The following is a 23957-nucleotide window of genomic DNA, read 5'->3' on the forward strand; positions in this document are numbered from 1 at the left end:
TTTATAAAAAAATAACAAAATATCTATACTTCGATCTATACTTCATTTAGTAATTAGAATATTTTATATCAAATTTTTTTATGCTATTTTAATTATTGAAAAAAATAGCGATATATTATATAATATGATTAGAACTAAATTTGTTTATTATTTTTTTACCGGTTTATTTGTTCCGAATCTTTTCACTTTTTTATTAGAATAGATTTTGTGTATAAATAAATATATATAAAAATTGGAAGCTTCGTATTTATACAACGTACTATAACTTAACATGGAAAAACCGATATTTCAAAAATATCGGTTTTTTCTGTTGATATGAATTTTTTATTTCAAAAATAAACTGTATTCTAGAACAGTTTACTTACTGAATCACAAGTGTAAATTCTGTTTATTGCATCTGCAAATACATCTGCAACAGACATAATTTTTATTTTCTCAATTCTCTTTTCTGCAGGAAGCTCAATAGTATCAAGTACAATAAGTTCCTTTATATCAGATTCTTCAATTCTTTCAATGGCCGGGCCTGATAACACACCATGTGTACAACAAGCATAAACATCCTTTGCTCCAAACTTTTTAAGAGCAGATGCTGCATTTACAATTGTGCCGGCAGTATCTATCATATCATCAAGAAGTATTACATTTTTACCTTCTACTTCACCGATAATATTCATTACCTCACTTACATTTGGTTTTGGTCTTCTCTTGTCTATAATAGCAATAGGAACTTCTTTGCTTATGTTGTTCGCAAATTTTCTAGATCTGGTAACACTTCCAAGGTCTGGAGAAACAACTACCAAATCCTTTATATTTAAATCTTTGAAATAATCTGCTAAAATTTTCCCTCCTAACAGATGATCTACAGGTATATCAAAATATCCTTGAATCTGTCCGGCATGCAAATCCATAGTAAGAACTCTATCAGCACCAGCAGCTGTAATTAAATTAGCAACTAACTTAGCTGTAATAGGATCTCTGGCTTTTGCTTTTCTATCCTGTCTTGCATATCCATAATAAGGTATTACAGCTGCAACAGAACCTACTGAAGCTCTCTTTAAAGCATCAATTAAAATTAGTAATTCCATCAAATTATTGTTTACAGGACTGCTAGTAGATTGAATAACAAACACATCACATCCTCTGATTGTTTCGTTGATAGTAACGGCAATTTCTCCATCACTAAAAGTATCTACCTTGCAATCCACTAATTCTGTTCCTAAACATTTTGCTATTTTACTAGCCAATTCTTTAGAAGCATTTCCTGCAATTAACTTCATTTTATGGCTATTGTAACAAGTCATAAACGTAAACCTCCTATAAAAGTATAATAATAATTTATTTATAAAAAAACTTAATATCGCAAGCTATATTATACCATATATTTTATTTTTCTTCATCTCTTTTTCTCTTCTTTTCCACCCAGCCCGCTTTTAACACTTGTCTTTCTCTGGCAATAGCAAGACATCCATTCGGTACATCTTCAGTAATAGTAGAACCTGTAGCTATAAATGTGTCCTCTTCTATGATCAAAGGAGCGACTAAATTGGAATTTGAACCTAGGAATGCATTATCTTTAACGATAGATTTAAATTTATTCTTTCCGTCATAGTTTACAAATACAACTCCACAACCTATGTTTACATTTTTACCAACTTCTGCATCTCCAATATAAGATAGATGAGAAGCTTTAGAACCATCTCCAAATATTGCATTCTTAACCTCTACAAAATCACCTATTTTACAGTTATTGCCTATATTAGCATTAGGTCTTAAATAAGCAAATGGTCCGACCGTAGTTTCGTCTCCCACAACTGCATCTATTATTTCAGATTTTTTAACACTAGTATCATTCCCAATTACAGAGTTTTCAATACTCGCATATGGACCTATCTTACATCCGCTGCCTATCTTACTTCCTTTAGAGATCATACACCCTGGAAATATAATCGTGTCACTACCAATTTCTATATCGGAATCGATATATGTAGAATCCGTATCTATTATCGTTACACCATTTACCATATGCAGCTCATTGATTCTTCTTCTCATAATTTTCTCTGCATCAGAAAGTTGAATTCTAGAATTAACTCCCATTAATTCTTCTATACTTGCACCTAAAAAAGCTCCTGCTTTTCCACCGGACATTCTAATTATTTCTATAGAATCCGGTAAATAATATTCCCCTTGGGCATTTTTATTGTCTATTTTCTTTAATGATTCTTTTAGATATTTTCCATTAAAGCAATATATTCCGGAATTTATTTCATTCACGGCCTTTTCTTCTTCATTGGCATCTTTTTGCTCGACAATTTTTAATAAATTTCCCGTTTGGTCCCTTATTACTCTTCCATATCCAGTTGGATTATCAACCTTGGTAGTAAGAACCGTAACAGCATATCCACCGCAATCATGATAATCAAAGAATTTTACAAGAGTTTCCGAAACTATTAAAGGAGTATCTCCACATAAAACAACTACCGTATCTTCATCCCCGATATATTCGTCCGCCATCATAACGGCATGTCCAGTCCCCAATTGTTCTTTTTGAACAACTGTTTTTACATCTTTTCCAAGTATTGATTTAACCTCTTCAATACCATGCCCTAACACTACTATTGTTTCATCCACACCTGCTTTATCAGATGCATCTATCACATGATTTACCATTTCTTTACCACATACCTTATGAACCACTTTAGGATGAGATGATTTCATTCTGGTTCCTTTTCCGGCTGCTAATATAACCGCTTTTTTCATATCTTACCTCCAACATAAATAATTTATTTAATAAAACCAAGATCATGTTGTTAATATATTACAACTGCTTTACTTCTTGTCTGTACATATAATTTTGTAAATTCCAAAAAATTTATTCTTCTTTTTCCCTGAATAGGGTCAACTGCGCTTATTTTTCCAAACCCCACTCCATCTACTACAATACAGTGAGAATTTGATAAAAGTTCTTTTTTATTTCCATACTCATCTATATATCTACCTATACCTATCTCCGGTTCTCTATCGTCCACAGTGTACCACACTATAACAGGTTTTTTGTCAAATATAATCCTATTCAAAATCCCTAGAACACTCATTCCGGTTTCATCTTTAGCTTCTCTGTTTATTCCATATCTGTTAAAATATTTATTTGCTGCATTGGCAATTGGAGCTGCATTACAATAATATCCACTTTTGTATGGATTTCCAATATATGCTTTATTTGGATTGGCATTATAATATCCACTCTTTTCCAAAAAATTGTCACATAAAAATTCCTTTGAAACTTTGTATCCTTCGTGATTCATAACCATGGCTAATGAAGTAATTTCACATCCATTTGGCATATTCGGGTATTGAGATATCGGTTCGACATTCAACTGTCTATTTGGAACTAAGTAAAAAACCATAATAGATATAAATAGTACAATTGTTACTTTAATCAACCTAAATAATTTTTCCATCCCTCTTAGGCAAATTGCCTACCTCCATTCATTTGCATATGTTATACTACATATCAATTTTATTTATATAATATAATAATATAACAACTACTTAAACTGTACCTTAATAATTTTTCTTTTTTTAATCATTATAATATTATGTCCGTTTGTTGCTCGCTAAAAAGCATACACGTAAGCAGACATCGCCTACATATATGCTAAAGCTTCTTCAAAGCTCATCCAAAAATGTATCCCATTTGAAGACTCTAACCACCTATCAGGATTAAATGAATCTGCATATGACATTTCTCCTAATTTATATACAAACTCTCCATCAACAAATGAATTTGCTTCTGTATATGACCCCGTACCATCCAAATTTGTTATGGCTACGGTCTTTGCTTTGTCACATCTGCAGGCATTAGTAGTGCCCGAACTTCTCCTGGCATCTTTTGGTATCAGCAATTTTACCATACGATCATTAAAGCATTTTTTATACCCAAAGAAATAACCCTCTTCAGGACAAGACATTTTAAAATGTATTGTTCTATCCGTATGATGTAAATTTTCCAAATTTGCATCTCTCAAAAGAGATGCTGTAAAATCTGCCCCATCACATTCTGTATCAGATAGATCGCACCCTCTAAAATCTACACTAAATAGACTTGCATCTACTAATACAGCCCCTCTAAATGTACACATTGAACATTTTGAATGATCTAATTTTGAATTTTTGAAGTTACATTTACTAAAATCTACATTTATAAATTCACTCCAAGAAAAATCAATAAAACTTAAGTCTAAACCACTTAAATCAACATTACTAATAGATATTTTTTCTAAGACAATATTCCTACTTGTTGAATTTTTAAACCTGATGCCCGTGTCTTTCGCACTCCAACTATCTATTTTATCCTGCCTGAGCAAATTTATTTTATTAATTAATTCATCTCGGTTCATATCTTTTTTACTCCCTGTATTCGTGATTAAAGGTCTTTAAATTTGGATGAACTACAATTTTATCCCCTTGAGTATCTAATTCGAGAAGAGAAATATAATTTGATACAAGTTTATTTTCAGGTGTCATTGTTGAGATAAATACACCTGTCCCTACTACCTCTACATTAAATTCTTTCATCAACTCTGTCATACCTTTTATAGTACCGCCACCACGCATAAAATCATCAATTATTATAACCTTACTTCCCGGATTTAGCGCCTTGCTAGGTAAACTCATCGTTTCTATCTTAGAAGATGATCCTGTAACATAAGTCATACTTATCGTAGGCCCCTCAGACACCTTAGTATTTTTTCTTATTATAACCAAAGGAAGATTCATAGCCTTTGCTGTCATCAGTGCCATTGGTATACCTTTTGTTTCCATGGTAACAACACAGTCTACATTACTGTAATCTATATTAGATGCAAAAATTTCACCAATTTTATATACCACATTAGGATCATAAATCAGATCTATTAAATAAAGAAATCCTCCCGAGAGAATTCTGCCTTCCTCTTTTATTCTTTCACATAATTGATTTAAAAACTCTTCATTTTCTTCTTTTGATGTTTTGGGGATATATTTTACTCCACCGGCTGCACCGGATATAGTCACTACTTTACCAAGTTGTAATTTTTCAAATACATTTTTAACCACGATTAAGTCTTCACTAATTGTAGATTTAGCCGCATTAAACTGATTTGTAAAATAACTCAATGTAAAAACTTTATTTGGATTATCTGAAAGTATTTTTACTATCGCTCCTATTCTTTCATTCCTTTTAAATTTATTGATCATAATTCCTCCTAGCCTGTTTTTCAACTCATAGTAGTAACATTTATCACTACTAAAATTGCATGAAAAAATTTCTTGCCATACCATATTTATAATATCATTAGTATCGAAATATGATATAATAAGATTTATAAAATTAAATTATACATAATTTATTTTCTGAACGTTTCTTAATTATACCATATAAAACGTTCATATTGTATAGTTTTTTACAAAAAAGAGAGGTGTAAAATAATGAATATACATTTTATAGGAATTGGTGGCATTAATATGAGTGCACTTGCTGAAATCTGTATCAATAAGGGATATAAAGTTTCAGGATCAGATATGCAGGAATCGTACTTAATAGATCACCTTAGAGAGCTTGGAGCTGTAATTAATATAGGGCAAAAAAAAGAAAACATAACAGATGACATAAATATGGTAGTTTATACTGCAGCTATTTCTAGTGATAATGAAGAGTTTCAAGAAGCCAAAAGAAAAAACATACTTACTATAAATAGGGCTGCTTTCTTAGGTCAAATTATGAGAGAATATAAAAATTCAATAGCTGTCTCAGGAACGCATGGAAAAACGACAACAACCAGTATGCTTTCCACAATTTTCAACTATGCCGAAAAAGACCCTACTATTCTTGTAGGGGGAAATTTGGCAACTATAGGAGGTAATGTAAGAATAGGAAATTCAGATAATTTTATTACTGAAGCCTGTGAATATGTTGACAGTTTTCTCAATTTTAATCCCTTTATATCGATTGTTTTAAATATTGAAGAAGATCATTTAGATTATTTCTCGGGAATTGAAGAAATAAAAGCCTCTTTTAATAAATTTGGTAAACTACTGCCAGAAGATGGATTTTTTATAATAAACGGAGATAATGAAAACACTAAAGATATTATATACGATGTATCGGCAAATATTATAAAATTTGGTCAAGAAGAACATAATGATGTTATTATTTCAAATATAAATTTTGATAGAGACGGATATGCTTCCTTTAATTTAAAGTACAAAGGTGTAAATTTAGGTACTTTTGACTTATCTGTATATGGTATTTATAATGTATATAATGCCACATCTGCAATAATAGCATCCATAGTGTCCGGAATAGAAACAGATGTAATAAAAAAAGCAATAAAAGAATATACAGGAGTTGGCAGAAGATTTGAAAAAAAAGGATATTATAACGGTGCATTAATCATAGATGATTATGCCCACCATCCTACTGAGGTAAAAGCCACTCTTTCTGCAGCAAAAAATCTTAAGAAAAAAACTCTTTGGGTGGTATTTCAACCTCATACATATTCCAGAACTAAGGCTTTGTTAAATGAATTTGCAGAGGCATTTTATTCTGCTGATAAAGTAATAATCACGGATATTTATGCAGCAAGAGAAAAAGATCCTGGAGATATCAGTTCCAAAGATTTGGTAAATAAATTATACCAGAATAATGTGGATGTAAGTTATATTTCTACTTTTGATGAAATTGAAGAGTTTTTATCACAAAAACTTGAAAAAGATGACTTGATAATTACTTGCGGAGCTGGACCCGTAAATAAAATTGGAGAATCACTTCTTAAAAAATAAATAGTTAAAAATCACCATTTAAAATTTTACTTCATCTTTAAATGGTGATTTCCTATATTTTACGAGTTATTTAACTAAAAGGACAACATCTTTTCCTTTTTCCACAGATTCGCCTTTCTTTTTTGATTCCAAAGAATTATATTCGCTTTCCACTATCACAACAGGAATTTCGGTTCTACAACCTTTTTCTGCTAAAAAATCAAGATCCGCTTCAATCAATTTATCTCCTTTTGATACATCTTGCCCTTCTTTCACAAAAGCCCTAAAGCCCTCCCCTTTTAATGCAACTGTATCAAGTCCTATATGAATTAAAACATTTATTCCATCTTTTTGTAGAGTAATGGCATGAAGGGTATCAAAAATACTAACAACTTTGCCATCAAAGGGACTTACTATTTCGCCACTTTCAGGAATTATTGCAATTCCATCACCAAGCATTTTCTCACTAAAAACACCATCATTTACCTCTTTAATATCAATCACCTTTCCCGTTGCTGGCGCCACAAGCTCAATACCTTTTTTCTTGAATAAACCTAACATAACCATCCTCCGTTTTTAAATTAATTATTTTTTAGCCATATCTATTGATTTTTCAACACATGCAACCTGCCCTTTTATAACGGCATTTCTCATTCCATTTTCCTCTAATACTTCTACAGCTTTAATAGTAGTTCCTCCTGGTGAACATACCATATCTTTTAATTCTCCCGGATGTTTTCCTGTCTCTAATACCATCTTTGCGGCACCATATACAGATTGTGCAGCGAATTTATATGCTTGTGACCTAGGCATTCCAGTTAGAACGGCTGCATCAGCCATCGCCTCTATAAACATGAAAACATATGCCGGAGAAGAACCACTCACACCTGTCACAGCATCCATCAAAGATTCACTTACTATTTCGGATTTTCCAAAAGAATTGAATATATCACAAGCTAATTCCAAATCCTTATCAGATATATTTGAATTTTTACAAATTGCAGCCATTCCTTCACCTACAAGGGCAGGTGTATTAGGCATAACTCTAATTATTTTTTTATCTTCTCCAATAACTGCTTCCAAATCTTCAATAGATACTGCAGCAGCTATTGATATAATAATCTTATCATTTCCTATTGTATTTTTTACATCATTCATTACTTTTTTTATTATATTTGGTTTCACAGCAAATATAACAACATCCCCAAACTCTACTGCTTCTTTTGAATCCGTTGTAGTGTTTACATCAAATTCTTTCTTAACTAAATCAAGTCCGGGAACATAAGGATCTGATACCATAATATTTTCCGGCTTTACTATACCCGATTTAATTACTCCTCCAAGCATAGCTTTTCCCATATTTCCGGCACCTATAAAACTTATTTTTCTCATAATTGTACCCCCTAAAAAATTATTTTATATAATTTAAAATTAATAATACTTTCAATATAACAAACTTTTTCATCACAGATATATTTTATCACATTAATTAACAAAAAGGGATACCATAATACAGATATCCCTTATATATTAAATTATTTATTCTTTACTCCCATTATACTAAAACTGTAACTCTTTTAGAATGTCTGTTCAGTTCTATTAATTATTTCATCTTGAAGAGCCCTACTCAAATTGTTGAAATGATCACTATATCCGGCTACTCTTACAATCAAATCCTTATAGTCATCCGGATTTTTCTGAGCAGCAAGAAGAACATTTCTGTCAAACACATTGAATTGAATATGATGTCCATCCATATTGAAATAGGATCTTACCAAACTCGCCATATTATCAAGGCCTTCTTCTCCTACGACTACTGATGGAGCAAATCTCTGGTTTAATAAAGTTCCTCCTGTTTTTAAGTGATCCATTTTAGCACAAGATTTGATAACTGCAGTTGGCCCATTGGTATCCCCACCTTTTTCCGGAGAAATTCCTTCAGATACCGGTACATGTGCAAGTCTGCCATTTGGAGATGCATTCATTACTTCACCAAAGTACACATGACAAGTTGTAGGTAACATATTTATTCTATACTTGCCACCAGTTGCAGTTGGTCTGTCAGTTATTGCATCATAATATAACTTAAATACACTTTGCATGATTTCATCCGCATAATCGTCATCATTACCATACTTCGGTGTTTTATTCTTCACTAGATTTAATATGTGCTCATATCCTTCAAAATTAGCATCTATGGCATCCATTAAAGTACCCATATCAAATTTCTTCTTATCAAAAACATTATACTTGATAGCTGCCAAACTGTCTGTAATTGTACCAGTTCCAACTCCTTGAATATACCTAGTGTTGTACCTTGCTCCACCTCTTTGATAATCCATTGCTTTCTCAATGCAATCATCTACTATTGTGGAAATAAATGGTGCCGGAGCATGCTTAGCATAAATATTTTCAATTATTAAATTTCCTCTCATCTTAACATCTATAAAATGATTAAGCTGTTTAGAAAAAGCTTCAAATAACTCTTCATATGATTTGAAATCTCTAGGATCTCCTGTTTCAAGACCTAATTTTTTACCTGTTTGAGGATCTATACCATTATATAAAGTTATTTCTAGAATTTTTGGTATATTCATATACCCAGTTAAAACATATGCCTCTTTACCAAAGCATCCAGTTTCAACACATCCACTACTACCCCCATATCTTGCATCTTCAAGAGTTTTACCGGCTTCAAGTAATTCCTGAACTATTGCATCAGTATTATAAAATGCCGGCTGTCCCCATCCTTTTCTTGATATTTCACAAGCTCTCTTTAAGAATTTTTGCGGAGTTTTTCTACTTATCTGAACATTTGAACTTGGCTGAAGTAATTTCATTTCATCCATAGTGTCCAATATTATATAACTTACTTCATTAACTCCATTTTGTCCGTCCGGAGTTATACCACCAGTATTAATATTGGCAAAATCAGTATAAGTAGCACTTTCCTTTAATGTGATACCTACTTTTGGAGGAGCAGGCTGGTTATTAAATTTAACCCAAAAACATTCCATTAATTCCTGAGCTTGTTCTCTTGTCAATCTACCTTCTTCAATATCATTTTCATAGAAAGGATTTAAATGCTGATCTAATCTACCCGGACTATAAGCATCCCAAATATTTAATTCAGTAGTAACACCTACATGAACAAACCAATACATCTGAAGTGCCTGATGGAATGTTTTAGGTTTATGAGCAGGAACAACATCACAGTTTTCAGCTATTAATAATAAATCTGCTTTTCTCTGTGGATCATCTGTCTGAGCCGCCATCTCCCTAGCTTTTTCAGCATATCTTTTCCCGTAAATCATTATTGCATCACAAGCTATAGACATTGCTTCCAGATCGACTTTTTTATTATACGCATCCACATCATTTGTAAAATCTATTCTTTTCATTCTTTCTTCTATTTTTTTCTTAAAATCCAAGAATCCGTTTTTATAAAAATTATTTCCAGCAACTGTATGCCCTGGTGCTCTCTGTTCCATAAATTCTGTAAACATACCAGCTTCGTAACAGTCTATCCATTCCTGATCCATATTGCTAATTATTCTATTTCTTATCTGTCTTCCCTGCCAGAAAGGAATAATTTTTTCTTCCTGAATCTTCATATCTTCTTCAGAAACCTTGAAATTAACCAAATCTCTGTCATTCATCACCCTCATATCTTCAAGTGAATGACAACACTGATCCGGATATGTCGGCGCTCCCTGTGGACCATCACCTTTCTCACCGACAATTAGTTCATTATCGTTTATACAAAGAGATCTGTTTTCCATATAATACTTAAATGCCTTTGCTCTCAGTATTGGTGTTTCAACACTTCCTTCATATTTTTGATAAGCTTCTGTCATTAATACAGCACGTTCTATACTAATATATGGCTGAGCCTCAATACTTTGCTGTCTTAATTTTCTCGTTCTCTCAAATGTTCCTCTTTCCATATTATCCTCCTATTTTCACCTTAAAATTATTTTTTTCAAATATTTCTTTTATTTCCTCAAGCTTCTCATCACTTGGTTTCTTAAATTCATCTCCCTCGTATTTTACACCAAGTTTCTCATATTTATTAACCATAATATTATGATATGGGAGTAAATTTACATTTTCTATCTTCAAATCTTTTAAAATATCTATCATTTTTAATATTTCCGAATTATCTTCAGAAACGTTTACCCCTTCAATAAGAGGTATTCTAATATTTATTTTAGCGTCCACTGAACTGAGATACCTAAGATTTTCGAAGATTTTATCATTTGATTTGCCTGTAAATGCTATATGCTTCTCTTCATCTACCAGCTTTATATCATACAAAAAAATACCTACTTTTTTATATATTCTTTCATAATTTTCTTTAGGAGCATATCCACATGTGTCAATAGCTACATGTATACCTTTACTATTACATGCATCAAGTAATTTCTCTATATAGCCCATATTTTGACACATTATTTCTCCACCCGACAGTGTGACTCCTCCACCTGATTCTTCATAAAACATATTGTCTTTTTCAATAATCTTGATAAGTTCTTTTAATTCGTATGTATCTCCCACTAACTCTCTTGAATTTGATAGACACCAATCAATACATTCTCCGCAGAGCTCGCAATTATCCGGATTCCTTTTAATCTCTGTCCCTTCCACATAAACCGCATTGCCTTTACAAACTTTTACACAAGTTTCACATTTTAGACACTTTTCGGCATCATATAAAAAGTCAATCTTATAGCTTTGACTTTCCGGATTATGACACCACTTACAGGTTAATGGACATCCTTTAAAAAAGATAGTTGTCCTTATACCTGGACCATCGTGTATACTACATTTTTGAATATTTAAAATTAATGGCTTTTGCAAGCAATATCATCTCCTCATATTATTATTTCTTTTTTAAATTAATTTGTTTTAAAGTATAAAATTCAACACTTATTTTAAATTTTCTACTTTAAAACAAATAATTTTTAATAAAATCAGTAAAAATATCAACAAAATTTAAAGTAAAATCTAGTTGCCATAATCTTAACATTTATATGTGCTTTTGTCTATATATTTTTAAAAAATATATAGAAAAGATTTATAATTATTAAAAAATATGAAAAAAAATATATATTTATCAACTTAAAATTAATTTAAAATAAAATTATAAATTAATAAAAATTGGAGCAAGCTATTTATTTGCTTGCTCCAATTTTTTATATAATCAAACAGTATTATAATATTATAAGATATTATTGTTTTTCTCAAGCCAGTCTATCACTTCAAATAAATTATTGCATATCCCATCTGACTGATTTATCATTTCTTTAGTTGGTTCTTTAAAGTCTACTACATTAATACATTTGAATCCTCCTGAAAAAGCAGCTTTTATTCCTGATGGAGAATCTTCCAGAACCAAACATTCTTCTGGTCTCAAATTTAATTTAGATGCTACTTTCAAAAATATTTCTGGATTTGGTTTCGAATTTTCAACTTCATCACCAAACATAAATTCATCTATATATGCGTATATATTTTCTTTTTTTAATCTTTTTTCAGCTAGATTCCTTCCGGTAGATGTTGCAATACCTATCTTATATCCTTTTTCTTTTAAATATTCCAAAATTTCAAAAACTCCGGGTAACACGGGAATTCTATTGCTATCTAGTTCATTAATCATAGCCTCCCTCTTTTCAACAGCTATACTTCTAAAATCTATATCTGGATCATTATATATTTTTTCGAGCCCATCTATTACTCCATCAAAGTTTCTTCCCATGACTTTCTTATATGTCTCATCAGTCATTTTATGACCATACTTTTTCATAGTAGCAATCCAAAATCTAGATGACATTCTTTCTGTATCAAAGATGACTCCATCAACATCAAATATTACCGCTTTTATTTTTTTCACTTTCTCACCTCTACTTAAAATTTACTTTATTCCAAAGAATTTTTTTGCATTTTCCTTTGTTGCCTGACATACTTCCTCATACGAAATTCCTTTTTCAAAAGCAATCTTCTCAGCTACAAACTTTACAAGAGAAGGGTCATTTCTCTTGCCTCTATATGGTGTAGGTGCCATATATGGAGAGTCTGTTTCTATGAATAGCCATTCTAGTGGAATTTCTCTAGCTACCTGAACTGTTTTTCTATTATTCTTAAATGTTACAGTTCCCGGGATTGATATATAGCATCCCATTTTAATATATTCTCTTGCCAATTCCAATGAACCGCTAAAACAGTGAAGAACACACCCTGTTTCCGGTGCCTTATATTTCTTTATTATATCAAAAGTATCCTGATGAGCATCCCTATCATGAACGATGAAAGGAAGTCCTAATTCATTTGCCAGTTCTATCTGTCTAATAAACCATTTTTTTTGATCTTCCCTTGGAGACAAATCATAATAATAGTCAAGCCCTATTTCTCCTATTGCTACAACTTTTTCATTTTCTCTTGCCCATTTTTTAAGAGTATTTATATCTTTTTCAGTCATCCCCTCAACGTCATGAGGATGTACTCCCACTGCAGAATATATAAAATCATATTTATCAGCCAATTCCATTCCCGTTTTTGAACTTTCCATATCTGCTCCGGGATTTACAACCAAATCAACTCCCTTTTCTTTTAAAGAAAGTATCAATTCTTCTCTATCTTCGTCAAATTTTTCATCATTTAGATGAGCATGTGAATCGAACAACATTATCTCACCTCTACACCGTCTGTAGCACCAGTAGCCAAAGGTATAATAAGATCATCCCCGTTATCTCCAGCAGCCAAAATCATACCTTGTGACTCAATACCTCTTAATTTTACGGGTTTTAAGTTACAAACTACTACTACATCTTTTCCAATCATATCTTCCGGATTATACCAAGCAGCTATTCCGGACACAATTTGTCTAATTTCAGATCCTATTTTAATCTGTGAAACTAATAATTTATCAGCCTTAGGATGTTTTTCACATTTCACGACCTTACCTACTCTTAATTCTACTTTATCAAAATCATCTATCGTTATCTCTTTTTTATGTTCAATAGCTTTTTCCTGATCTACAATTTTTTCGGCAAATAGTTCTTCTAATATTTTTACCTCTTCTTCCACATCCAATCTAGGGAATAGTACTTTTCCTTTATGTACTTTTACACCATCAGGAATTAATCCAAATTCATCAGTGCTCTCCCAGTTATATAATTCTTCTCTTCCCTTAATTCCCAATTGTTCATATATTTCAACTGCAGTAGCCGGAAGTAAAGGATTAAACAAAGTTGCAATTAATCTAATTGATTCACATAGATTATACAATACATTGTTTAACACGTCTTTGTTGGCTTCATCTTTTGCCAAAGCCCAAGGCATAGTTTCATCTATATATTTATTAGTTCTTCTGACAAATTTCCATATACTTTCTAACGCCTCATGATACATCAAGTCATTCATTTGTCTTTCAAACTCAACTCTCACTTCTTTATACAAGCTAATTAAACTCTCGTCAAATTCAGTAGTCGCATCATTTTTTACTAAAATCCCGTCATTGTATTTTTCGACCATTGATACAGTTCTACTTACCAGATTTCCTAAATCATTCGCTAAATCTGAGTTAATTCTATTTATAAAGTTTCTGTGTGTATAACTTCCATCTTGTCCAAAAGAAAATTCTCTAAGCAAGAAATACTTAAGAGCATCTACGCCATATCTGTCAACCATCTGACCCGGATATACTATATTTCCTTTTGATTTACTCATTTTATCATCAGCAAATAATATCCATCCATGACCAAAAACCTGTTTTGATACAGGTATATCCAAAGCCATTAATAATGCCGGCCATATAATAGTATGAAATCTTACGATTTCCTTTGCAACCAATTGAACATTAGCAGGCCAATATTTTTTATATAAAGTATCGTCATCACTTTCATATCCAAGAGCAGTAATATAATTGCAAAGTGCATCTACCCATACATATATGACATGTTTTTCGTCAAATGGTACTTTTATCCCCCAATCAAAAGAAGTTCTCGTAACAGATAAATCCTCCAATCCTGGATCTAAAAAGTTTTTAATCATTTCATTTTTTCTACTTTCAGGTGCTATAAAATTTCCTGTTTCAAACAAATCCCTTATTCTATCTTCATATTTTGACAGTTTGAAGAAATAGGACTCTTCCTTTACTATTTTAGTTTCTCTACCACAGTCAGGACACTTACATCCATCTATCATTTGTGATTCTGTCCAGAAACTTTCACATGGTACGCAATAATTGCCCTCATAAGACCCTTTATATATGTCCCCTTTTTCATATAGTTTAGTGAAAATTTTTTGAATGGCTTTTTCATGTCTTTCTTCTGTCGTTCTTATAAAATCATCATTGGATATTTCAAGTTTTTCCCATAGTTTTTTTATTTCAGCTATTTGGGCATCAAGAAAATCTATTTCTTTCATTCCCGCCTCATGAGCTTTTTTCTGTATTTTTTCGCCATGCTCATCTGTACCAGTCAAAAATCTTACATCATAACCACAAAATCTTTTAAATCTTGCAATTGCATCTGCAGCAATCGTAGTATAGGCATGACCTATATGAAGTTTGCCACTTGGATAATATATAGGCGTTGTAACATAAAATGTCGGTTTTTTATTCATAAAATTTATCCTCCTGTTTCACAAATATAATTATTTTTTCATAAAAAAATACCCCTATGTAAAACATAGGGGCGATTATTATTCACGGTACCACCCTACTTATTGCAACTAAAAAGTCACAATATCTCTTAGATTTAACGCATCGTCCACGAACACCCTAATTCTAAAACTCAGGTGTAAAAGCTCCAAGGCCATATTCGATATTTTTACAGTATCGGTTCACACCTACTCCGACTCTCTGAAACCTTATTATATATCTACTCTTCTCTTCTCAGCTATATATGAAACTTTGATAAGTACAGTTTATATTATTTTTCTTTAAAAGTCAATCGCAATAATATTATTATAAAATAGACTTAGCCTGAATTGGAGTAGAAAGAATAACAGAAGTCTTAGTTCTTCCAAAATCTTTTAGACCGTCTATCACATTTTCTAGTTCATCCATATTTTCTACTATAACTTTGATAAGTGAACTATCATCCCCTGTTATGTGATGACACTCTACTATTCTATGATCACTCTTCGCCTGTTCAATAAAAGCATCATATGCTGTACCCGGAAGAGATACGTTTATAAATGCCTTTATTACTCTACCCATGGAATCAGGATTTATTATAGCTTTATAGCCTGATATTATTCCTGCTTCTTCTAATCTTTTTACCCTCTCAGAAACAGCCGGAGATGTTAAGCCTACAGCAATTCCTAAATCTTTCATTGAAATTCTACCATTATCCTGTAAAATTTCAATAATCTTTGCATCTGTTGAATCCATTCTTTCCTCATAAGATTTTTTTGTCATTTTACCCACCTACTTTACATAAAATTAATTTTTCTTCTTAGAAGCAACCATATCGTTCTTAAGATTCCATAACTTGTATGATAAATCGACCTTGTATACATGAGGATTTTTTATCCTCTTATACTGATCCCACATACTCTTAAGTTCTCTATTGGCATAATCTCTAATTTCATATACTTTTTTCTTAGTTCTGACATATTCACCGTTTATAAATAGAGGCGAAAGCATTTCTCTTACAGAATAGTTTTCAAACAACTTTCTTTTCCAAGTGTACACCGGATCAAAAAGTTCAAGAGGTTTTGTGGTATCTATATATTCATCATTAAGCATTATTAAATCTGCTTCTGCCTTACCAAATGAATTATAGATCCTAATAACTTTCTTAAATCCTGGATTATTAATTTTCTCAGGATTCTCAGAAATTTTTATTTTTGGCTCCAGATTTCCATTAACATCTGAAACAGCTGCCAATTTGTACACACCACCTAAAGAAGGATAATCATATGAGGTAATCAATTTGGTACCCACTCCCCAAGAATCAATTGAAGCCCCTTCTTGTTTTAGTGCTGTAATAGTGTACTCATCCAGATCATTAGAAGCGGTAATTTTTGCATCATTATATCCCGCTTCATCAAGTTTCTTTCTGACCTCTCTAGACAAATAAGTCAAATCGCCTGAATCAAGCCTTACTCCAACGGGTTTATGCCCCTTGGCTTTCAATTCATCAAATACAGTAATTGCGTTCTTTATGCCACTATCAAGAACATTATATGTATCTATAAGCAATAGGCAATTATCAGGATATATATCCGCATATGCTCTAAATGCTTCTAATTCAGTATCAAATTTTTGCACCCAACTGTGTGCGTGAGTTCCAGCTACAGGAACATCGAAAAGTTTACCGGCAAGTACATTAGATGTACCAAGACATCCACCAATGACTGCAGCTTTAGCTCCATATAAACCCGCTTCGGGACCTTGTGCTCTTCTCAAACCAAATTCCAACACGGCATCACCTTTTGCCGCATTGCAAACTCTAGATGATTTTGTAGCTATCAAAGTCATAAAATTAACTATTGAAAGCATGGCCGTTTCTATTAATTGAGCTTGATATAAAGGTGCTTTTACCACTAATATAGGTTCATTTGGAAACATTATAGTTCCATCTTCTACTGCATAAATATCTCCGGTAAATTTAAAATCTTTAAGAAATTTGAGAAAATCATCTTCAAACAGATCCAGACTTTTTAAATATTCTAAATCAGAATCGCTAAATTTCAAAGACTTTATATAATCAACAACTTCATCAATACCACAAGTAATCGTATATCCACCTTCACATACATTTTTTCTAAAAAAAACATCAAAAACTGCAATATCTTCATGGGTATTTTTCTTAAAATATCCATTTATCATTGTTAACTGATACAGATCCGTTAACATAGTTAAGTTTTTAAACATCACTCTCTCCTTACTTCACAGGTTAAGCTAACACACAACACTTTATATTATTAAGTATAGTAACTTAAGTATATTCTATCATATATATCCGCAAAATTCTATTTAATTTATTTCTGATTAATCTTTTTTCTTATAAAACATAATTACTTTGATATAATTATAATGAAAATGTATTCATATTTTTATTATTAAACTCGTAATATATATAAAATAAAAAAGGAATTAAACGATTTTAGTTTAATTCCTTTAGCATAAATATTTTTTTATTTATTATATTTTTTTCACTAAATATCCAAAACTTTTTTATATACCAAATCTTTTTTTAGACCTCTAGCTCTGGATACTTTTTTTATGGCATCTTTTTTACTCATTCCACTCTCTATTAATGAAATCACATATTCTCTCTCATCCATATGTTCATATATATTATTCTCAGGCATATCTTCATAATATTTATCTCCCTCAATAATTAATATATATTCACCTCTGGGAGAGTTCTCACTATAGTAATCTATTGATTCTGTCAAAGTTGTTCTAAAATATTCTTCATGTTTTTTAGTCAACTCTCTGCAAATCGATATTTTTCTATCTCCTAATATTTCCAACATTGTTTTCAAAGTATCCTTTAATCTGTGAGGAGATTCATAAATAACAATAGTTCTTTTCTCTTTTTTTATCTCTTCTAATCTTGTTTTTTTATTTTTTTTATCTCTATCTAAAAATCCTTCAAAAACAAATTTTGATGTATCCATTCCGGATCCTACGAGTGCAACAACAAATGCAGATGCTCCGGGTAACACTTCTATCTCAAATCCATTATCAATACATTCTTTTACTATATCGGCCCCCGGATCGGATATTCCCGGCATGCCCGCATCACTAACTAACGCGATATCCTCTCCTTCTTTCAACTTATCCAATAGATAATCGCCTTTAAAATTTTTATTATGTTCATGATAACTTGTCAAAGGCTTATTTATATTGAAATGATTCAATAATTTTATCGTATGTCTTGTATCCTCAGCTGCTATAATATCAACATTATTGAGGACTTTTAAAGTTCTATAGGTTATATCTTCCAAATTCCCTATTGGAGTTGGACAAATATACAACTTACCATTTTTCATGTTCAACACCTTCTACTCGGTTTCTTCAACGCTTTTTTTAGAATAAATTTTCTCAATTTCCAATGTATAATTGTTATTCTCATCATATATATAAAGTGGATCTAATATTTTCACTTCTGATTTGGCATTTTTTACATATTCCATCAATACCATCTTAGGAGCCTTCCCTTCCTTTGAGTGAACAAATCTAATATACTTAGGTTCCAAATTATATTTTCTTCCAAAATAAACCATATCAACTAGTCTTAGTGGTCTATTTACCATAAATAATTTCCCGTTTGGTTTAAGTAAGTAAGAAGCCCCTTTTAATACATCTTCTATATTACATTTAATGCTATGTCTGGATATAGCTTTTTTATCATTTACATTTATGACTCCGTTTGCATGCATATATGGGGGATTAGATGTCACTACATCATACTTTCCTTTTTCGAAAATATTTTCTATATTTCTTATATCGTCATTTATTATTTTTACCGTATCTTCAATACAGTTCATCTTAATAGATCTGTTTGCCATATCTGCAACTTCTTCTTGTATTTCAAGACCAATTATTTCCTTCGCATTACTCTTTCCATAAAGCAATATAGGAATTATACCTGTACCTGTTCCTAAATCGACTATTTTTGCATTTCTTTTAATTTTACAAAAATTTGATAGTAGTACTGCATCTATTCCAAAACAAAATCCATCTGTATTTTGAATTATTTTCAATCCCATAAACTGTAAATCATCTATTCTTTCATTTTCTAAAAGTTCTATCATATTACTCATCTTGTTCCAATTTCTTAAGCTCGGCTAAAGTTTCTTTATCTAATACTTCACCATTTGAGTTGTCTTTCTTAAATGCTTTTAAAATTTTATAATCCCCTTCAGACAATATTCCTATTGTTTTATCTTCGTATTCTACTTTGATAGTTTCCAATAGGTAATTTGATTCAATTACCTTTGCCTTTCTATCAGTAAATAAATCTTTTACAATCCATCCGCTTGCCGGCATTTTTTTCACTGCTTCTGCATATCCCTGAGATTCATATTTCAAACAACAAAATAGTCTTCCACATACTCCTGAAATTTTTGCCGGATTCAGAGATAATCCTTGATCTTTTGCCATTTTTATAGATACCGGCATAAATTCGCCTATCCAAGTAGCACAACAAAGAGTTCTTCCACATGGACCTATTCCATTTAAAATTTTCGCCTCATCTCTGACTCCAATTTGTCTGAGCTCTATTCTAGTTTTAAAAATTGCTGCCAGATCTTTTACTAAATCTCTAAAATCTATTCTTCCATCTGCTGTAAAATAGAATATTAACTTATTTCTATCAAATGTATATTCGCAGTCTATTAAAAACATTTCTAATCCATGACTTTTGATTTTTGATTCGCATATTTCAAATGCTTCTCTAGTCTTTATTTTATTTTCTGCATATATATCTTTATCTTCCGTAGTTGCAAGTCTGATAATAGGTTTTAACGGAGTAATTATATCACTTTCTTCCACATTTTTAGGACCTATTACCATCATTCCAAATTCTAAACCTCTTGATGTTTCCACTATTACATCATCACCTATATTTAAAATTAAATCTACCGGATCAAAATAATAAATCTTTCCAGCAGGTTTAAATCTTATGCCTACAATCCTTACCATCTATTCACCACCTTATAAATATTCAATGACATCGCCTGAATAGTACTATTAAAATTACAATTAGCGTTCAATTTATTATCTGTGTCATTCAATATAGATAATATTTCACCCAATTGAGATAAACTAAGTGCCGATGCTAATCTTCTGATCAAGTTTTCTTTATCTTTATTAATTAACATATTAGTACCATATGTATCTCGCATAATAATAGCATCTCTAATATAAATTTTAAATAACTGTATTATACCGGATATATTATCAGAATCTTTTTTAAAAAATTCTGCAGCTACAGAAGCTTTAAATTTATCCTTTTTCAGTAATACATCGCTTAAATAATCTTCTATACCATTTCTTAGTGATATAATTTCACTATTTTGTGATATGGATAATGCCATACTTGCACTACCTCTGGCAAATATTGTAGCCACATTTGCATCATTACTACTTACGCCATTTGATTTTAAAATTTTTTTTATATTTTCCATACTCAAAGACGAAAATTTTACTTCGATGCATCTAGATCTTATGGTTTCCAATAATGCCTGCTCATTTTTTGTTACAAGTATTATTATACCATAACTACAAGGTTCTTCTAAAGTCTTTAATAAAGCATTTTGAGCTTGTATAGTCATTTTTTCTGAATCATTTATTAAATATATTTTATAATTGCTGTATGGTTTTAAACTTATACTTGAATTCAATTCTCTAATTTGTTCGATTTTAATTGTATTTTCACCTTTTTTCGGCTCAATCAATATAAAATCTGAGCTATTATCTACATTCATGCCAATCAGACAATTAGCAAACTCTTTTGCCATAAGTTTTTTACCAACCCCTTCTGGTCCGGTAAAAATATATGCATTACTAATTCTTTTATTTTTAACTAGATTAGATAATCTTTTTTTAGCCAACTCTTGACCTAATATATTTTCAAACATATCCACCTCTAGTCCTTTCTTACCACACTATACCTACTATCTGCATATCTAATATCTATATATATTTAGTAACTTCCGAATATATTTCTTCATGTATACTTTCTACACTTTTCATTTTATATATTAAATTATTTCCGCCAGAAGAATCTATCTCTCTCTCTACACAATCAATAATCGTCCAATTATATTTTTCAGCTACATATTTTGAATTATTGTATGTTCTTACTAAATAATCTATATCACTTTCATGTATATCTTTTTCTTCTCTATCTGTTATTTTGTTTTTTCTATCTTTCATAAGTTCTTTTGTAATATTCACAGGCACATCTAAAAAAAATACTCCATCCGGCTTAGGTATCTTATATAATTCATATTCAAGACCATCTAACCACTCTAAAAATTTATCCCTTTCACCAATATCATTCATTTTAGATGCCTGGTGGACCATATTAGATGTGGTATATCTATCAGCTAAGATTATTCCTCCTGCCTTGTAAAACTCTTCCCATTCTAATTTATAGGAAGCATATCTATCGGCAGCGAAAAACGTCGACGCTACATAAGCATCCACATCATCTGCTTTTTTTCCAAACTCTCCGTTAAGGTACATCTTTACCAAAGCTGATGAATCAGATTTATAATTTGGATATTCAACTTTTATCACATTATATCCTTCTTTAATCAACCTATCATAAAGTAATTTTGTTTGAGTTGCCTTTCCTGAACCATCTGTGCCACTCTCTATTACAAATAGTCTACCCTTCATAATATCTCCTTTGATTATTCTTATTTTTTTTCTTTTAAAACAATTATACTATTGTATTTGTTATTTGCCATTCCATTGATTTCCATACCTAGTTTAATGGCAGACTTTATATAATTAACTATCTCTATATTTATCACCTCACCTGGTGCTAATACACATACCCCCGGTGGATATGGAGTTACAAATTCTCCACTTATTCTACCAACAGCTTCTTCCAGACTTACACTTTCTTTTTCCATATTAAATGCATAGTTAGGAGTAACTGTTCTTACCGGTATACTTTTTGGAAAAATTAATCCGATTTTTTTACTTGCCTTTACGGAATGTATTAACTCTTCTCTAGTTACATTGTTAAATTTATCATCTGTGGGTTTATATTTTTTGCTTCTTTCTGTACCAAAAATATTCGTTGCATTTATATCTTCAAGTGCATATACCATTCTATCAAAATCATTTTTGGAATTAGCAATTGTACAAAGTAAAAGAACTCCGGAATAATTTGATAATTCAACTTGAATATTGTATCTATATCTTAATATATTAGAAAATTCATATCCATTTATGCCTTTTTCGATTGTATTTATAAATATCTTTGTAGGATCATCTGTATCAAAAATATTATAACTTTTAACTTTTCTTTTAAATACATATATATTATTAAGTAGTGTTTCCATTAAAGTTTTGCCAAACTTTTCATATATATCTACTGCAAACTCCAGTCCCATTAAAAATACATATGATGGACTTGATGATTCAAACATATTTAGTGAATTTCTTAATCTATTGTAAGTTTCTGAGCAAACTAATATTCTCTCCCCTTTTTTCACGGTATTTTTTCTAACTAACATAATAGACGATTGTGTAAAAGAAGGCAAAGTCTTATGTATACTCTGAATTACAAAGTCTGCTCCATATTTTACGGATGATTTTGGTAGTTTATCGTTTAAACCTAAATGAGCACCATGTGCCTCGTCCACTATCACAAACATACCATAATTATGCGCTGTTTCTATTATATCCTTTATTTCAAAAGACATACCATAATAAGTTGGACGAGTTATAAATATGGCTTTTGCGTCTTTATTATTTTCAATTGCCTTAATATACTCCTCTTTCTGAACTCCCAAAAATATATTATTTTCTGAATCTACCATCTCATTTACAAATATTGGTTCTACATTGGATAATATACAAGAATTATAAGCAGATTGATGGGATGCTCTATTTATTATTATCTTATCTCCAGGCTTACAACTTGCCATTATAGCAGATTCTATGCCACATGTACTACCATTTACAAGATAAATTAAATCATAACCATCATTTTCCGGAAATAAAATTTTTCTTGAATTATTTTGTGACTCTTCTATTATTCCGCTCGGATTATGCAAATTATCTGTACCTATAATTTCAGTAGAATCTAAATTTAACAAATTAGAAATTTCTCTTTCGTATCCCAATTCTTTAAAAATTCGTCCGCTTTTATGACCTGGCATATGAAAAGACACTATTTCTAATTCACTTATTGCTTTCAAAGTTTGATATATTATTTTAGCCACATTTATCACACCTACCTACCACAATTAATTTGTACTATTTCATTATATCACATCTCTAAAGAATAAACTCAATCGCTTCACTTTTTAAAATAAAATATTATGACTCTTTGTAAAATATACAATAAAAAACCCCGGAAAAATCCGGAGCTTGTCACGTAGCTACGTCCTATTCTCCCGGGCAGCTTCCCGCCAAGTACCTTCAGCGCTAAAGAGCTTAACTTCTGTGTTCG

21 protein-coding genes and 1 other annotated feature are annotated in these 23957 nt (G+C 31.2%); of the genes, 1 reads left to right on the forward strand and 20 read right to left on the reverse strand.

Annotated features, from left to right (window positions below; genetic code table 11):
- Nucleotides 1-347: 347 nt before the first annotated feature.
- From HLB29_RS06585 to purR, 5 genes are all read right to left on the reverse strand, one after another.
- Entirely contained in the window at nucleotides 348-1301 is a 954-nt protein-coding gene (locus tag HLB29_RS06585; RefSeq protein WP_185624377.1) for a ribose-phosphate diphosphokinase, read from the reverse strand.
- An 82-nt stretch (nucleotides 1302-1383) separates the two neighbouring features.
- The gene (gene glmU / locus HLB29_RS06590; RefSeq protein WP_185624378.1) at nucleotides 1384-2757 is read right to left on the reverse strand and encodes a bifunctional UDP-N-acetylglucosamine diphosphorylase/glucosamine-1-phosphate N-acetyltransferase GlmU; all 1374 of its coding nucleotides are present in this window, start codon (nucleotides 2755-2757) and stop codon (nucleotides 1384-1386) included.
- A 50-nt stretch (nucleotides 2758-2807) separates the two neighbouring features.
- Nucleotides 2808-3458, reverse strand: coding sequence for a C39 family peptidase (locus HLB29_RS06595; RefSeq protein ID WP_185624379.1), 651 nt, complete (start codon nucleotides 3456-3458; stop codon nucleotides 2808-2810).
- Nucleotides 3459-3644: 186 nt separating this feature from the next.
- Nucleotides 3645-4397 (reverse strand): pentapeptide repeat-containing protein, encoded by a 753-nt coding sequence (locus HLB29_RS06600; protein WP_185624380.1) that lies wholly within the window; start codon nucleotides 4395-4397, stop codon nucleotides 3645-3647.
- 7 nt (nucleotides 4398-4404) lie between these two features.
- The gene (gene purR / locus HLB29_RS06605) at nucleotides 4405-5235 is read right to left on the reverse strand and encodes a pur operon repressor (RefSeq protein ID WP_185624381.1); all 831 of its coding nucleotides are present in this window, start codon (nucleotides 5233-5235) and stop codon (nucleotides 4405-4407) included.
- Between the two features lie 231 nt (nucleotides 5236-5466).
- Here purR and murC point away from each other — a divergent pair, with 231 nt between their 5' ends.
- On the forward strand, nucleotides 5467-6819 hold the full coding sequence (gene murC, locus HLB29_RS06610; protein WP_185624382.1) for a UDP-N-acetylmuramate--L-alanine ligase: 1353 nt from the start codon (nucleotides 5467-5469) through the stop codon (nucleotides 6817-6819).
- Nucleotides 6820-6885: 66 nt separating this feature from the next.
- Here the strand turns inward: murC and HLB29_RS06615 are convergent, their stop codons facing one another.
- The 15 genes from HLB29_RS06615 to HLB29_RS06685 all read right to left on the reverse strand — a co-directional run bounded on the left by HLB29_RS06615 (nucleotide 6886) and on the right by HLB29_RS06685 (nucleotide 23727).
- A complete protein-coding gene (locus HLB29_RS06615; protein WP_185624383.1) occupies nucleotides 6886-7359 on the reverse strand; it encodes a PTS sugar transporter subunit IIA in 474 nt (157 codons plus the stop codon).
- A 24-nt stretch (nucleotides 7360-7383) separates the two neighbouring features.
- A complete protein-coding gene (gene proC / locus HLB29_RS06620; RefSeq protein WP_185624384.1) occupies nucleotides 7384-8190 on the reverse strand; it encodes a pyrroline-5-carboxylate reductase in 807 nt (268 codons plus the stop codon).
- A 185-nt stretch (nucleotides 8191-8375) separates the two neighbouring features.
- Nucleotides 8376-10745, reverse strand: coding sequence for a trans-4-hydroxy-L-proline dehydratase (gene hypD, locus HLB29_RS06625; protein ID WP_185624385.1), 2370 nt, complete (start codon nucleotides 10743-10745; stop codon nucleotides 8376-8378).
- 1 nt (nucleotide 10746) lies between these two features.
- On the reverse strand, nucleotides 10747-11658 hold the full coding sequence (locus HLB29_RS06630) for a trans-4-hydroxy-L-proline dehydratase activase (RefSeq protein WP_185624386.1): 912 nt from the start codon (nucleotides 11656-11658) through the stop codon (nucleotides 10747-10749).
- Between the two features lie 361 nt (nucleotides 11659-12019).
- On the reverse strand, nucleotides 12020-12691 hold the full coding sequence (locus HLB29_RS06635) for an HAD family hydrolase (RefSeq protein WP_185624387.1): 672 nt from the start codon (nucleotides 12689-12691) through the stop codon (nucleotides 12020-12022).
- 21 nt (nucleotides 12692-12712) lie between these two features.
- Nucleotides 12713-13483, reverse strand: coding sequence for a TatD family hydrolase (locus tag HLB29_RS06640; RefSeq protein ID WP_185624388.1), 771 nt, complete (start codon nucleotides 13481-13483; stop codon nucleotides 12713-12715).
- A complete protein-coding gene (gene metG / locus HLB29_RS06645) occupies nucleotides 13483-15423 on the reverse strand; it encodes a methionine--tRNA ligase (protein WP_185624389.1) in 1941 nt (646 codons plus the stop codon). Before metG ends, HLB29_RS06640 begins: the two co-directional genes overlap by 1 nt.
- 64 nt (nucleotides 15424-15487) lie before the next feature.
- Nucleotides 15488-15705: a binding site (T-box leader), on the reverse strand.
- A gap of 61 nt (nucleotides 15706-15766) precedes the next feature.
- Entirely contained in the window at nucleotides 15767-16195 is a 429-nt protein-coding gene (locus HLB29_RS06650) for an Lrp/AsnC family transcriptional regulator (protein ID WP_185624400.1), read from the reverse strand.
- A 51-nt stretch (nucleotides 16196-16246) separates the two neighbouring features.
- A complete protein-coding gene (locus tag HLB29_RS06655) occupies nucleotides 16247-17683 on the reverse strand; it encodes a nicotinate phosphoribosyltransferase (protein ID WP_185624390.1) in 1437 nt (478 codons plus the stop codon).
- Between the two features lie 284 nt (nucleotides 17684-17967).
- On the reverse strand, nucleotides 17968-18810 hold the full coding sequence (rsmI, locus tag HLB29_RS06660; protein ID WP_185624391.1) for a 16S rRNA (cytidine(1402)-2'-O)-methyltransferase: 843 nt from the start codon (nucleotides 18808-18810) through the stop codon (nucleotides 17968-17970).
- 12 nt (nucleotides 18811-18822) lie between these two features.
- Entirely contained in the window at nucleotides 18823-19575 is a 753-nt protein-coding gene (locus HLB29_RS06665; RefSeq protein ID WP_330604432.1) for a tRNA1(Val) (adenine(37)-N6)-methyltransferase, read from the reverse strand.
- 1 nt (nucleotide 19576) lies between these two features.
- A complete protein-coding gene (locus HLB29_RS06670) occupies nucleotides 19577-20464 on the reverse strand; it encodes a PSP1 domain-containing protein (protein ID WP_185624393.1) in 888 nt (295 codons plus the stop codon).
- The gene (locus tag HLB29_RS06675; protein WP_185624394.1) at nucleotides 20458-21402 is read right to left on the reverse strand and encodes a DNA polymerase III subunit; all 945 of its coding nucleotides are present in this window, start codon (nucleotides 21400-21402) and stop codon (nucleotides 20458-20460) included. Before HLB29_RS06675 ends, HLB29_RS06670 begins: the two co-directional genes overlap by 7 nt.
- Before the next feature lie 55 nt (nucleotides 21403-21457).
- A complete protein-coding gene (locus HLB29_RS06680) occupies nucleotides 21458-22168 on the reverse strand; it encodes a dTMP kinase (protein ID WP_185624395.1) in 711 nt (236 codons plus the stop codon).
- Between the two features lie 20 nt (nucleotides 22169-22188).
- A complete protein-coding gene (locus HLB29_RS06685) occupies nucleotides 22189-23727 on the reverse strand; it encodes an aminotransferase class I/II-fold pyridoxal phosphate-dependent enzyme (RefSeq protein WP_185624396.1) in 1539 nt (512 codons plus the stop codon).
- Between the last annotated feature and the right edge of the window lie 230 nt (nucleotides 23728-23957).

The organism is Peptostreptococcus canis (assembly GCF_014229965.1).
GTDB lineage: Bacteria > Bacillota > Clostridia > Peptostreptococcales > Peptostreptococcaceae > Peptostreptococcus > Peptostreptococcus canis.